This is a genomic window from Actinocrinis sp., from assembly GCF_035605935.1.
Lineage (GTDB): Bacteria > Actinomycetota > Actinomycetes > Streptomycetales > Catenulisporaceae > Actinocrinis.
Genome location: NZ_DATNGK010000052.1, coordinates 22,919 through 36,265 on the forward strand (window position 1 = coordinate 22,919; position 13,347 = coordinate 36,265).

Consider the following 13,347-nt stretch of genomic DNA (forward strand, 5'->3'; position numbering starts at 1 on the left):
GTGGTCCTTTGCGTCCTCGGCTGCTACCTGCGAGTAGAACTAAGCGGTAACTTCATGATGCTACTCATGGGTAACTTCCCGCAAGCTTGCACGGTGACTTGGATGGTGCCCGCGCCACCTAGTGGCCCGCTACGCTCGTGGGTTGTGTACGGCTATAACGGTGACGATTCCGGCGGCGGCCAGGTGCTTCAGCCGTCGCTCGCGGACGCGGTCCGCGCCTTCGCTTCGGGCGCGATCAGCCCGGAGGACTTCCACGCCGTCTTCACAACCTGCAAGGTGTACTGTCCACGCGGCGAGCGGCCGGGGTTCCTCGCGCTGCACGACACCCCGCAGCCGGTGATCCCGATGTTCTCCTCTCTCGTCGAGCTGCGCCGGTACTCGGGCGAGGAGTCGCGGTACTTCACGGTGACCGGCGCCGAGGTGCTGGACCTGCTGCCGACCGGTTACGGCATCGTGCTCGACCTTGAAGGCGAGCACCGAGTCGTCTTCGACGCGCAGGCGATCGAGCAGATGATCGACTACACGATGAAGCGGATGTACGGCTGAGTACGGCTCGGCCCAGCCCCCCCCAGGGCACTAGCCACCGTGCACTCGCGGCATTACTGTCCCTGGCATCACATCCGCCGTCTATCGGCTCTGTTCTGATATCGCTCGCGCAATACTCGATCCTGCTTTGACGCAGCATCAATTGACACAGCATCAGCAGTACTGGGGGATCACACATGCCGCTCGGCCCTGGCTCCTTCCTCGACGAACCCGCACTCATCACCGAGCTGGTCAAGCGGCAGCTCGGCCATACGCCGAGAGCCACTGCGGTCGAATGCGGCGAGCACCGGCTGTCCTGGCGTGAGCTGGACGCCCGCATCAGGCACGTGGCCTGCGGCCTGCGCGCGTCGATGGTGCGGCCGGGCGAGCGCTTCGCGGTGCTGTCGCACAACCACCCGGCCTGCCTTGAGGCGCTGTTCGCGGCCGCATTGACCGGGACCACTGCGGTGATCCTCAACTGGCGGCTTGCCGATGATGTGATCATCGGAATCTTGCGCCGGGAGCAGGTGAAGCTGCTGTTCGTCGGCTCCGACTTCGCCGACCTGCTCGAGCGCATCCGTCCTGAGCTGGATGAGTTGGACACCGTGGTCATGGTCGGTCCGCCGAGCGACAACCCGCACGGCACCGACGACTACGAGCTCTGGCTCGAACTTCACGAGACCGGCGAGGGCATGTACGAGGCCGCGAAGCACCGTCCGCACGTCGACGACCCGGTGCTTCAGGTGCACAGCGGCGACGATCAGGAGCACGTCGCTTTCACGCACCGTGCGCTGCAGCTCGGTGTCGCGGAAGTGACGCCGGATCCGGGGGAGACGAAGGTCGTCGCCGATCCGCTGTTCCAGGTCCGCGGCATGCTGCACGCACTGCACGGCATCAGGCACGGCGCGCGTACCGTGCTCGTGCGTACCTAATCAGCCAGCCAGACCAGGGCTTAGCTGCACAGTTGCCGTATCGACCGTCGGCCTCGACGCTCCGACACGCGGTCGCACGACGTATGCGCGGCGGTACGTCAACTGCGGCATATGTTGTCGATCATGGCACTGCGATCCACAAAGGCCCGCTGGTGCACGGCGGCTGCGGCGGTATGCGCGGTCGTCTGCCTCTCGCTGCCGTCCGCATTCGCCGAAGACCGCCTAACCGACGCCGCGACAGCGCGCACGCAGGCCGGTCCTCCCGCCGACGAGGCCATGATCCCCGACCTCTCCGGCCTGCCCGAGTTCAGTGGGCTGGCCTACTTCACCGGGCTGACGAGCAGCGCGTTCGTTCCCGACCTGTTCGTCTCCTCCGCCACCTTCCAGTACATCAAGCGCACGCAATCGCGGACCTTCACCGGCGACGGCTTCGATGCCTGTACGGCGCCCCCTCTGCGCGCGATGACAGCCTGGCGCAAGTCCTCCGGGCTTCACGCGCTCGGGATCTACATCGGCGGCGTGAACCGCGGTTGCGGCCAGAGCAACCTGACTCCTAGTTGGGTCAGCGCGGTCACACGCATGGGCTGGCGCCTCGTGCCGGTCTACGTCGGACGCCAGGCGCCGTGCGCCCGTCAGCCGCACCTCAAGCTGATCGATCCGAAGACGGCGACCGCGCAGGCCGTCGACGCCGCGGACGACGCCGCCAACCGCGCTGCCGCCCTCGGCCTCGCCCGCGGTAGCGCGATCTACTTCGACCTGGAGAGCTACCCGCGTAAGAACGCCGCGTGCACGAACACTGCCCTTAGCTACCTAGGCACGTGGACGCAACGGATGCACGCGCATGGTTACCTCGCTGGCTTCTACTCCTCCGCGGGCTCGGGCATCACCGACCTCGTCGCGGCAGGGATGCCTGGCCACGTGCGACCCGATGCCCTGTGGATCGCCCGCTGGGACAACAAGTCAACGGTTCAGGATGCTGCGGTGCCGAACACTGCGTGGTCACCGCACCAGCGCATCAAGCAGTTCGCCGGAGCGCACAAGGAGTCATACGGAGGTGTCGCGTTGAACATCGACAAGGACTATCTGGACGGCCCGGTAGCGCGCACGCGGTAGCGGAACAAGCGATCATCACCGCACAGCAGAGCGGCGCGCTACAGACATGCGCGCCGCTCGTGTGTACTGACTTAGTGCGTAATCCCTACCGCATGCCTACCAAGCGCGCCCGGGATCCTGGCGTCCACCGCCCTGCCGCCCCTGCTGCGGCCGACCACCGTTGTACTCATCGCGCTCCGGACGGCGCTGCGCGGGCGGCGCTCCACGGAAGAAGTCGTCACGCGGATCGGGGTTCTCGTAACCAGGCTGGCGCGGCGGCGGACCGCCAGCCGGACGTCCCCGGCCCTGCTCGTAGCCACCAGGCCGGTCCCAGCTGCCCGATTGCCCAGGCTGCGGGCCCATCGGCGGTCGCCCGCCCGGCATCGGGCCACCCTGGCCGCGTGGGGCGCCGAAGCCCGGGCCCGCCGGGCCCGGACGGCCGGGCGCGGACGGCGGAAGCGCGGCGAGCCCAGCGGGCATCGGGCCCGAAGGCCGCGGCACGCCGCCGAGAGAGCGTCCGGGCGCCGTCATATCCGGCGTGATCTGCGGAATCAGGGTCGTCGCGGCTGCATACGCGGGCTCATACGGAGAAGGTGCGGGCGCCGGCGCGGCCGGGTACGGGGCTGTGTCATACGAACCACTGCCGTACGAACCGCTGTCATACGGCCCCCGGCCGAGCGGAGACGAAGAACCGAGGCCGCCGGTGGTGCCGAGCGCCGACGCCGCCAGAGGCGTCGACGAGCTCTGAGAGGGCGCCGGGGGCAGCGTGGTGAGGGACATGCCCAGCGGGTCGTCCTCGATGGCCTTTCGAGCCAGCTCGCCTACTGTGAGCGCCAGCTCGGTCGCCAGGTCGAGGGCACGAGGCGTGCGTGCGTTTTCCCGCATCCACCAGCAGACGATCTGCACGATCGAGCCAGCCGCATGCGGGCACAGGATGATGGCCGAGCGGATGGGCACGGGGTGCGGAGTGCCGCTATTGAGCCGGTACCAGACGCCGTCACGGAAGCCAATGGCGGCCTGTCCGACCGAGTCCGGCAGCACCACTTGGAACTGCCGCTCGAAGTCACGGACCGACTGGTCGTAGGGAGGCAAACTCATCGGGCCTCTCCCGGAACATGGCTCACGGACAGCGTCATGAATCCGCCTAGGCGTCGCAGCGGTTGGGAAGGTGCTCGGAGTGCAGCGCGCCGAACATGCACCGAAGGTACTGAACAAGTGCCGATTCCAACAGTCCTGCAGGGTACGACGTTGTCGCCGTACTACGGCGCTGTTCCTCGCAGAATCCCGCAAATAGGCACATACTGAAAGTAAATTCGAGGTAAGAGATACTTCGGAGTGTTGCGCCCCATGATCGCCCCGTGTACGGGCTAGCCGCGCGGCGCGTTCGGCCTTACGCTCCAGCGCACCGGTTTTCTGATGTAGTGCAATAACCCCGAATCCGTGAGACAGGGTGGTGTCGCGGTGCGATCCACGATGCAGGATGTACAGCTGTCGATTTCGACGATCCTGCGTTACGGCGCCATGGCGCACGCACGCTCCGAGGTCCTGACGTACACGGGCTCCGGCTTCCGTTCGGCCACCTTCGCCGAGGTCGCACAACGCGCCGCGCAACTGGCCCATGGCCTGCGCGAACGCCTTGGCATCACCGGCGACCAGCGCGTCGGCACGTTCATGTGGAACACACAGGAGCACGTCGAGGCGTACCTCGCGGTCCCATCCATGGGCGCCGTGATTCATACGATCAACATCCGGCTGTTCCCCGAACAGATCGGGTACATCATCCAGCACGCCGACGACCGCGTCGTGATCGTCGATGACACCCTCGTCCCGCTGCTCGCCAAGCTCGCCGACCGGCTGCCGACCGTGGAGCACATCGTCGTGGTCGGCGACGCGGAAACGGACACCTCAGCGCTCACCGACGCCGGTAAGTCAGTGATCGGCTACGAGGAACTGCTGGCCGGGCAGCCGACCACCTTCGACTGGCCCGAGCAGGACGAGCGCGAGGGCGCCGCCATGTGCTACACGTCCGGCACCACTGGCAATCCGAAAGGCGTCGTCTACAGTCATCGCTCGATCTACCTGCACTCTCTCGAGGTCTGCTCGCCGACCGGATTCAGTCTCGATGACGGGCAGCGGGTGCTGGAGATCGTGCCGATGTTCCACGCGATGGCCTGGGGTCTGCCCTACGGCTGCTTCCTGTCCGGCGCGTCGATGGTGATGCCCGGCAGGTTCCTGCAGGCCGCGCCGCTGATCGCGATGATCCGCGAGGCCGGGGTCACCTTCGCCGGCGCGGTCCCGACCATCTGGTCGGACGTACTGGCCGAACTGGATCGCAGCGGCGCCGAGCTGCCCACGTTGAAGCGCGCCGTGGTCGGCGGCTCCGCCTGCCCGCCATCGCTGATCACGGCCTTCGAACAGCGGCACGGCGTGCAGATCATCCACGCATGGGGCATGACAGAGCTCTCACCGCTCGGCTCGGTCGCGCACCCGCCGGCCGCGGCCGAGGGCGAACAGCGGTATCGCTACCGGTGCAGCCAGGGCCGATTCCCGTCGCTTGTCGAGGCCAGGCTGATCGGGGCGGACGGCGCGATCGTCCCGCACGACGGCGAGTCGGTGGGCGAGCTCGAGGTGCGCGGGCCGTGGGTCACCGGCTCCTACCACCAGGACGACGACCCCGCGAAATTCCGCGACGGCTGGCTGCGCACCGGCGATGTCGGCACCATCACGCCCGAGGGCTTCCTTAACCTGACCGACCGAGAGAAGGACGTCATCAAGTCCGGCGGGGAGTGGATCTCGTCAGTGGAGCTGGAGAACCATCTGATGGCGCACCCGGCGATCGCCGAGGCCACGGTGGTCGGGGTGCCGGACGAGCGCTGGTCGGAGCGCCCGCTCGCGGCCGTGGTGTGGCGCGGCGAACCGATCCCGTTCGCCGAACTGTGCGCGTTCCTGGCCGACCGGATCGCCAGGTGGCAGCTCCCGGAGCGATGGACCGCGATCGACGCCGTGCCCAAGACCTCGGTCGGCAAGTTCGACAAGAAAGAGGTCCGGCGCCGTTACGCGGCTGGCGATTATCAGATCACCCAGCTCAACTGAGCTGGGTGCATTGAATGTGTGCGCGTGCCGGAGCGCTCGGGATCAGTTAAAGCAGATCTTCGCGAGCAGATCCCCGATGCGGTTACCCACCTCGGGATCGGTCGACCGCTCGGCGAGATACAGCACACCCTCTCCGCTGCGCAGCCCGGTCGCGAACTGAGCCGAATCGGTGCCCAAGGCCGTGTAGACGACTATGGGCGTCGTGGTCAGCCGCTCATGGTCACGTAGCCACTCGACGATGCCAGTCCGGCGGCGGCGCACCTGCATCAGATCCATGAGAACCACGTCGGGCACGCCGTCCGAAGCGCGCCCGATGCTCTCTGCGTCAGTCGACGCAAGCAGCACCTGCATGCCCTGACGCTCCAGCGAGTGCGTCATCGCCTCGGCCAGATCGTCGCGGGCTTCGATCAGCAGCACCCGGGGAAGCGAGACCGCTGGCGGCGTGAGCGCCTGAAGCAGCAAGGAAGGGTCAGGGCCCTGCGGCGTCTCGGCCGGTCCGCCGCCGATGCCCGCGGTCACCACGATCGGCAGGCCCGCGTTGATCGCGGCGCCGCGCAGGATCCGCAGCCCGCGCCGGGTGATCGGGGCCGCGATCGGATCCACCAGCACGGCGCTGGCCTTCGTCGAGTGCTCGGCGGCCAGTTCGTCCACGGTGCGCGGCAGCGCGTCGAAATTGTCCAGCGAGACGGATTCGTAGCCGCGGTCCTCGAGCACGTCGAGTGTCGAGTCGTCGGGATCGGGCCACAGCAGCACGGTTGGGTTGAACTTCGAGTCCTGTATCGCCGCGTCCGTCACGGTTCCCGAGTCCGCAGCACGCAGTTCCGACGCTGACCCGACCGACGGCTGAATGACCACTGATTCCGCAGCCACGGTCATCGTGTCCGCAACGACTACAGGTGGCATCGCCTGCGTCGGGGCATCGACCGCACTGACGTCAGGTCGCCGAGTATCCACCTGAGGTGGCGCTTCCGGGCGTGCGACCGGTGTGCGCGGCACCGCAGCCGCACTCGGACTCTGGGCCGGCGGCTCGGCGGGAGCCGCACGCCTACGGCCGCGCGGCTGGACGTCCTCCTCAGGCCGTTCGGTCGTCGCCGTGCTCTGCTTCGCGACGCCACGTTCTTCGACGAGCGCTTCCTCTTCGGGCTCCGCCTGCGGCTGCCACGGCTGCTCATTCGGTTCAGTCACCGCAGCAGCGCCACTACCCGTAGCGGTGCCGTTACCGCGCACCGACGACGGGTTAGGAGTAGCCGTCCCGACGGCATTCATCTCCTGCGTAGGCGGGTCCGACGGGTTGCGCGGCGGCCGGGTCCATACATCGCTCGTGGGCAAAGGCTTGCTCGGCGTGAGATCGATCGGCAGCGATCCGGATGAACGTGACAGCGACGAACGCACCTGTGCCGGAATACGCGCCTGGCCATTGGTTCCGGACGCCGCGGCAACCGGTCGCCGCGCATCCGCGCCGTGGCTTGTGTGATGGCCGTTGGTCTTCTCTACCTGCTTGACCTGGCTCGTCGCCGCGGGCGTGGTGCCGGCGCTGGCCGGAGGACCGCCGGCCGCAGTCGGCGGATTGGCCGGGCCGACCGGATTGACCGGCCCTGGCGCAGCGGGCGGCTCTACAGCGGACTCAAGCGTATTTGCCGAGGGAGGTCGCACCCGCGAGACCGGCGCGATGCGCGCCGGGCGCACCGAGCGCGTGTTCACCGTGGAAACCGCGGAGCCGCCGGCATTCGACGCGGCCGGGTTCGACGTCGCCGAGCCGGCCGCGATAGCGCGCGCTTCACCCCTTCCGCCACCCGCCGAACCCTCCAGCGGGATCTCGACCACATGCGTGTTGCCCTTGCCCGCGATCCGGTGCGTAGTGAGCGTGCCGCCGTGCTGCGCCACGATCGCCCGCGCGATCGGAAGGTGCAGCGGGCCGCCGCCGGTGTGCGGGCCGCGAATCTCGATCCGGGCCACCGGGCCGCGCCGCGCCGCGGTCACCACGACCTTCCCGCCGACCGGCGAGGCGTTGACCATGTCGGCGAGCAGATGCGCCAGCATCGTCGCGAACAGCTGCGGATCGACCGAGACCTCGACGTCGGCGGTGTGCGCGATCAGGTCCACGCCGAGCGCCGCCGCGTCCGCGTCCGTGGCCTCGACCGCCGCGTCCACTACCGCGGAGAGCGCTATCCTCTGCGGCTCGCATGGCGTATCGCCGACCACCATGTGCTGGTAGTCCACGATGTCGTCCACCAGCCGGGCTACCTCGGCCAGATCGGACGAGGCGGATCCGAGCGACTGCCGCACGTTGGGGCCGAGCTCGCCGATGCCGTACTCAGCAACGTTGCGCAGTTCGGTGAGCACCGCGGCCAGCGGCGCGCGCAGCTCGTCCTCCAGCACCTCGGCCAGCTCGCGGGCCCGCCGGGTCGCCGCTCGAGTCTCGCTGTTGTCGGAGAAGGTCATCACCGCGCCGATGATCACATCGCCTTCGGATACTGGCGCGGTGGTCACGTCCACGGTCACCGAGGTGCCGTCACTGCGCCACAGCACCTCGTCTTGCGAGCGGTGCTTCGTGCCGTTGCGCAGGCTGTCCACGATGAGGACCTTGTCCGCCGATATCGGCGTGCCGTCCGCGGCGGAGTGCGCGATCAGTTCGTGCACGTCCTGGCCGCCCAGGTCGCTCGCGCGGTGTCGCAGTATCCGAGCGCCCGCGGGGTTCACCAGCACGATGCGTGCCTCGTTATCGACCCCGATGATGCCCTCGGACGCCGCCCGAAGGATCAGCTCTATCTGCCGCTGCTGCCTGCGCAGCTCTGCCTCGACGTCGAGCACGCCGCTGAGGTCTCGCACGACGTAGAGCGTGAGCTCATCGCCGTCATCCGGCAGCTTCGCCGTGTTCACCTCGGCCGGGAACAACGATCCATCCGTGCGCCGAGCGGCAAGCCGCTCGGCCGGTCCACGCATCGGTCCCTGCGGTACCGCGCCCATCGTTGCGGTAGGTCCAGGGGGGAGTGCAGCTGGACCCGGGCCCGTGGCCACCGCCCGCCCCAGCCCCGGCAACAGCAGCGCGATCGGCTTGCCGAGCAGTCGCTCCGCGCTTTCGCCCTCGAACAGCTCAAGGGCGACAGCGTTCGCGTTGACCACCAGGCCCGAGGCGTCAGAGAGCAGCAGCGCGTCCGGCAGCGCGTCGAGTATCGCCGCGAGCCGGGAGGCAGAACGGCCGGACGTACGGCTCACCGGGTACTGCCCTCCACTCGCTTTTTCCAGGCCGATCCACCGTTACAGATCGGTCAACACACGCCCCGGCGCCCTGCGGCGGCGGCCCGTTCACACCGCCGGACCGCCTCGGCCGGCGCGGGCCCGGAGCGGATTGTGGGTCCGACTATTCCATACGCTGCGCTGCGGCGGGAGGGACCACTTTCCCGGTAGACGTTCCGACCCCGCCGTTGGGTTGCGCAGGTCCGTCCCTGACCACCAGGCCCATATGCGACGCACTGCACGAGCTCGGATTTGTTTTGTCGCGTCGTCTCCGGTCCGGGTATGCTGTGCGGGATCGTACCAAGCCGGGCGCCAACGGTGTCTCGGAAAGTGCGATTTGTGCCCGATCCGGGCACGCGCATCAGGAGGCTTCGCCTAGTCCGGTCTATGGCGCCGCACTGCTAATGCGGTTTGGGTCTAAAACCCATCGAGGGTTCAAATCCCTCAGCCTCCGCGGCAAGGCCCCCGTCCTCAGGACGGGGGCCGCTGTGTTACTCCGCCCGCGATCAGACCGCCGCGATCACACCGCGAGTCGCGCCGCCAGGCCCCGGTCCGCCAGCTCGGAAAGCGGCAGCCACCGGTGCGCCACCGTCTCGCGCCCGCCCAACGTCGGCAAGGTGGGACCGGTGCGGAATGCGAACCGGAAGTCGAAGTGCCGATGCGCGGGCTCGGCGCGCACATCGCTGGCCGGGATCGGGTGAACGTCGATCTGAATCGGCAGCGCCTCCTCCCCACCGACCGGCTCGATGTCCTCAAGCCTGATACCGCATTCCTCGGCCAGCTCCCGCAGCGCGGTCCCGGTGAGCGACTTGTCTTCCGGCTCGCAGTGCCCGCCCGGGTTCAACCAGCGGCCCAGGCTGCGGTGGTGGATCTGCAGCAGCCGCTCCTGGTCGTCGAGCAGGATCACGCCGGCGGTGATGTGGGCGGGGTAGCGGCGGCGTGAGGTGAAGTCGAAGCCCTTGCTCAGTGCCAGCAGCAGCGGAGCGAGCGACTCGCGTTCCTCAGGGTGCGCGGACAGGTAAGCGTCAACGGTTGCGGTGATCTTCTCCAAGTGGATGGCCATAGGGCGGTCCGTCCTGCTGCGGGGTGTGCGCGATAGTCATGACAACGTACTGGAACCCGAGATGATGCCCGCGGCGAGCGCGCGAAGAGCCTCATTGCGGAGTATATGAGTGTCTAGCGTAGAGCTGAGACGGCGTCATAGAGTCCTTTTCGTGGATCCGATCAGGAATCCCTACGCGCCGGGGGCCGGGCAGCGTCCGCCCGAACTGGCCGGGCGGGATCGCGAGCTGGACCAGTTCGACGTGGTGCTCGAGCGCATCGCCAAGGGCCGCCCCGAGCGCTCGCTGGTGCTCACCGGCCTGCGCGGCGTCGGCAAGACGGTGCTGCTCAACGCGCTGCGCTCGCAGGCGATCGGCCGGCTGTGGGGCACCGGCAAGATCGAGGCGAGACCGGACCAGACGCTGCGCCGCCCGGTCGCGGCCGCGCTGCACATGGCTGTAAGGGAGCTCGCGCCGCGTCACCGCGACCCCGAGCGGATCGACTACGTCTTGTCCGTCATCAAGGCCTTTGCCCTGCGCGACGCCGCCACCGGACCCGCGTCCAAATCAGCCCCCCGTTGGCAGCCCGGCATCGACGTGCCCGCCGCCCGGGGCCGCGCCGACTCCGGCGATATCGAGATCGACCTGACCGAGCTGTTCACCGACGCGGCGTCCATCGGCACGGACCTCGGCGTCGGCATCGCATTGTTCGTCGACGAGATGCAGGACGTGCCGATGACAGACCTGTCAGCCCTCTGCGCCGCCTGCCACGAACTGTCCCAAACCGGCGCGCCGCTGATCATCGTCGGCGCCGGCCTACCGCACCTGCCAACCCTGCTTTCGAGCTCGAAGTCCTACTCCGAGCGACTGTTCCGCTACCACCGCATCGACCGCCTCGACCGCTCGGCCGCGGATCTCGCCCTCACCGCCCCAGCTGAACGCGAGAGCGTCAATTTCACCGTCGACGCCCTCGACGCTCTCTTCGATGCCGCCGACGGATACCCCTACTTCATCCAGGCCTACGGAAAGGTCGCGTGGGACGCGGCCCCCGCATCCCCGATCACGGCCGAGGACGTCAAAGTCGCGGCTCCCGAAGCCGAAGCGGAACTCGCCGTCGGCTTCTTCGGCTCGCGCTACGAGCGCGCCACCCCCGCCGAGCGCGAGTACATGCACGCGATGGCGCTGCTCGGGGACGGCCCGGTCGCGACGGCCGAGGTCGCTACGTCCCTCGGCCGCCGGCCCTCGTCACTGTCCCCCGCGCGCGACAGCCTGATCAAGAAGGGCCTGGTCTACGCGGCCGAGCGCGGTTCGGTGGCCTTCACCGTCCCGCACTTCGGCCACTTTCTCCGCTCCCAGCCCGGCTGACTCTGCGTCCGTCTACCCATCTCTACTCTTATCCCTATACATGGGTAGACCTCGCTATCCCTGCCTCCTCCCGCAACGCCTTGAGCAACTCATCAGCCTCCCGATCCGCCTGCGGCAACCCTCGGGCCGCGAACCAGTCACCGATGTTGTGCACATCGCGTGCCAGCAGCTCAGCGCCTCGCGGGTTCACCACGACGTCCACCACCTGTGGCAGGTCGATCAGCACCAGGCGTCCCTCATGCACCAGCACGTTGTACGCCGACAAGTCGCCGTGCGTGAACCCGGCGCGTGCCAGCGCAGCCAACCCGTTCGTCAGCTGATCCCACAAGTCGACCAGCTGATCGGTATCGGGCCGCAACTGCGCGAGCCGGGGCGCCGCGCCACCGTCCGCGTCGCCGATGAACTCGAGCATCAGGTCAGTTCCCAAGCGTGAAACGGGATAGGGCACCGGTGCCCCAGCGGTCCACAATCCGCACAGCGCGGTGAACTCGGCGGCGGCCCACTGCTCGGCGATGAGCTTGCGCCCAAAGGTCGTGCGGTTCGCGATCGCGCGTTCAACGCGGGACTCCCGCGTACGCCGCCCCTCCAAGTAGCCGGCGTCCCGGTGGAAGAGCCGATGATCGGCGCTGCGGTAGCGCTTCTCCGCGAGCAAGACCCGCTGTCCCGCCCCCGCCCGCCCCTCCGCCTCCGCGCCCTGGCCCTGGCCCTGGCCCTGGCCCTGGCCCTGGCCCTGGCCCTGGCCCTGGCCCTGGCCCTGGCCCTGGCCCTGGCCCTGGCCCTGGCCCGCCCTACTATCCGGCCCCGGTACCCACCTCTCCACCAGGTGAACCTCCGCCTCCTTCCCGGTCTTCACCACGCCAAGCCGGGTATCGACGGCTGCCTCGCTCGTGATTACCCAAGCCGGGTACGGCTCCGGTCCGAGCTCTCCCTGCCCCCAGTTGGACCAGCGATCGGCGCCCTCCGGGAGTACGAGCCCGTCCTCCGCCTCGATCAGCGCAGCCGCCAGCCGCTCCCGTTCGAGGTCGGTAAGCCGGCCCCGCCGCAGTGCCACGTCGGCCTCGTCGTCGAAGCGCGACCGCCGCCGAGCCCCCTGGCCCCGCCGCTCGGACGAGCGCGAGCCGTCGTCGTAATAGGAGTGTGCATAGTCATTGTCGTAGTCGTGGCTGTCGCCACCGCGGCCGTCGTAAGCGTCGACGTCCACGTCAAAGGTGCGCTTGCGCACTGGATGGTCTCCAAACAAAGCGAACGGAATCCGCCCGCCGGAGTAAACAGCCGCAATCGCACCTGCCAGCGAAGCGCTGGCGGTGAAACGTTACGTGCGGCTCAGAACCGGACCGGAGCGGTAGGACAGGACAAGGTCGAGTCCAGGACAAAGGCGTTGAACACGAGCCACCTCCTCGCTCCGGATCACCCACGGTGACCGCTCACCACGGCGGCCGACGACCGCCCGAAACGCGCCGCCCGGCCACCGCCCACCCAGGACGGCACAACCGAACGCGCTCCGCCGAGTGTGTCCCGCCCCCGCCACCCCCGCAACCGGTTTTCCACCCGCCGCCATCCCGCGCCCCTCCCCTTCGGCCCACTCGCTATCCTCGCGAGCTCTGCCCGCCCCTCACCTCACCCACCCCGGACTATCGGTTTGCTGACCCACCCCCCGAACCATGTACACTCGACGGGTCGGCCAGCGAAGACCTTGTCCCGCCAGCAACGACACCAGCGCTCGTAGCTCAACGGATAGAGCATTTGACTACGGATCAAAAGGTTGGGGGTTCGAATCCCTCCGAGCGCGCCCAGCACAAAGCCGGTAAGTGATTAACACTTACCGGCCTTTTTTGTGTCTCTGACACCCACACCTGACACCAACCGCTACGAATCAGCACTGCTCACCGAAGCCGTATTGGTGTCACGACTCATCACACCGTCCATGCGCCTGATCGCCTCCCGCAGCTCGGGAGCGAGGACGTGCGTATAGATGTCAGCGGTCACGCTGAGCTGAGAGTGTCCGAGGATGTCCCGGATCACGATCAGTTCGACGCCCTGAGCCTTGAGGAAGGTCGCGCACG

9 protein-coding genes, 2 tRNA genes and 1 pseudogene are annotated in these 13,347 nt (G+C 68.2%); 7 read left to right on the forward strand and 5 right to left on the reverse strand.

Annotated features, from left to right (window positions below; genetic code table 11):
• The first annotated feature begins 102 nt into the window (after positions 1-102).
• The 3 genes from VN779_RS04335 (at position 103) to VN779_RS04345 (ending at position 2,570) form a co-directional block, all read left to right on the forward strand.
• On the forward strand, positions 103-546 hold the full coding sequence (locus VN779_RS04335; RefSeq protein ID WP_414639574.1) for an SseB family protein: 444 nt from the start codon (positions 103-105) through the stop codon (positions 544-546).
• Between the two features lie 176 nt (positions 547-722).
• A complete protein-coding gene (locus VN779_RS04340; protein ID WP_325720353.1) occupies positions 723-1,457 on the forward strand; it encodes an AMP-binding protein in 735 nt (244 codons plus the stop codon).
• 123 nt (positions 1,458-1,580) lie between these two features.
• The gene (locus VN779_RS04345) at positions 1,581-2,570 is read left to right on the forward strand and encodes a DUF1906 domain-containing protein (RefSeq protein WP_325720355.1); all 990 of its coding nucleotides are present in this window, start codon (positions 1,581-1,583) and stop codon (positions 2,568-2,570) included.
• A 96-nt stretch (positions 2,571-2,666) separates the two neighbouring features.
• Here VN779_RS04345 and VN779_RS04350 read toward each other — a convergent pair whose 3' ends face one another.
• Positions 2,667-3,647: a hypothetical protein gene (locus VN779_RS04350; protein WP_325720357.1), complete on the reverse strand. Its 981-nt coding sequence runs from the start codon at positions 3,645-3,647 to the stop codon at positions 2,667-2,669.
• 375 nt (positions 3,648-4,022) lie between these two features.
• Between VN779_RS04350 and VN779_RS04355 the strand changes: the two genes are divergently transcribed.
• Positions 4,023-5,642 (forward strand): long-chain fatty acid--CoA ligase, encoded by a 1,620-nt coding sequence (locus VN779_RS04355; RefSeq protein ID WP_349260638.1) that lies wholly within the window; start codon positions 4,023-4,025, stop codon positions 5,640-5,642.
• 42 nt (positions 5,643-5,684) lie between these two features.
• On the opposite strand, the gene VN779_RS04360 is transcribed toward VN779_RS04355, so the two are convergent.
• Complete coding sequence (locus VN779_RS04360; RefSeq protein ID WP_325720361.1) at positions 5,685-8,858, reverse strand: PAS domain-containing protein; 3,174 nt, start codon at positions 8,856-8,858, stop codon at positions 5,685-5,687.
• Between the two features lie 385 nt (positions 8,859-9,243).
• Here VN779_RS04360 and VN779_RS04365 point away from each other — a divergent pair.
• Positions 9,244-9,333: transfer RNA gene (locus VN779_RS04365), tRNA-Ser, on the forward strand.
• Positions 9,334-9,399: 66 nt separating this feature from the next.
• Here the strand turns inward: VN779_RS04365 and VN779_RS04370 are convergent.
• The gene (locus VN779_RS04370) at positions 9,400-9,942 is read right to left on the reverse strand and encodes an NUDIX hydrolase (RefSeq protein WP_325720363.1); all 543 of its coding nucleotides are present in this window, start codon (positions 9,940-9,942) and stop codon (positions 9,400-9,402) included.
• Positions 9,943-10,093: 151 nt separating this feature from the next.
• Between VN779_RS04370 and VN779_RS04375 the strand changes: the two genes are divergently transcribed.
• Positions 10,094-11,284, forward strand: coding sequence for an ATP-binding protein (locus VN779_RS04375; protein ID WP_325720364.1), 1,191 nt, complete (start codon positions 10,094-10,096; stop codon positions 11,282-11,284).
• A 34-nt stretch (positions 11,285-11,318) separates the two neighbouring features.
• Here VN779_RS04375 and VN779_RS04380 read toward each other — a convergent pair whose 3' ends face one another.
• On the reverse strand, positions 11,319-12,506 hold the full coding sequence (locus VN779_RS04380; RefSeq protein WP_325720366.1) for a serine protein kinase RIO: 1,188 nt from the start codon (positions 12,504-12,506) through the stop codon (positions 11,319-11,321).
• A 494-nt stretch (positions 12,507-13,000) separates the two neighbouring features.
• Here VN779_RS04380 and VN779_RS04385 point away from each other — a divergent pair.
• A tRNA-Arg gene (locus VN779_RS04385) sits at positions 13,001-13,073 on the forward strand.
• Positions 13,074-13,150: 77 nt separating this feature from the next.
• Here VN779_RS04385 and VN779_RS04390 read toward each other — a convergent pair.
• Positions 13,151-13,347 (reverse strand): annotated as a pseudogene (locus VN779_RS04390) (site-specific integrase); the annotation flags it as partial.

Bases quoted from the DNA above. Each gene is read 5' to 3' on its own strand.
- VN779_RS04335 (WP_414639574.1), top strand. From the start codon at position 103: ATGGTGCCCGCGCCACCTAGTGGCCCGCTACGCTCGTGGGTTGTGTAC.
- VN779_RS04340 (WP_325720353.1), top strand. From the start codon at position 723: ATGCCGCTCGGCCCTGGCTCCTTCCTCGACGAACCCGCACTCATCACC.
- VN779_RS04345 (WP_325720355.1), top strand. From the start codon at position 1,581: ATGGCACTGCGATCCACAAAGGCCCGCTGGTGCACGGCGGCTGCGGCG.
- VN779_RS04350 (WP_325720357.1), bottom strand. From the start codon at position 3,647: ATGAGTTTGCCTCCCTACGACCAGTCGGTCCGTGACTTCGAGCGGCAG.
- VN779_RS04355 (WP_349260638.1), top strand. From the start codon at position 4,023: ATGCAGGATGTACAGCTGTCGATTTCGACGATCCTGCGTTACGGCGCC.
- VN779_RS04370 (WP_325720363.1), bottom strand. From the start codon at position 9,942: ATGGCCATCCACTTGGAGAAGATCACCGCAACCGTTGACGCTTACCTG.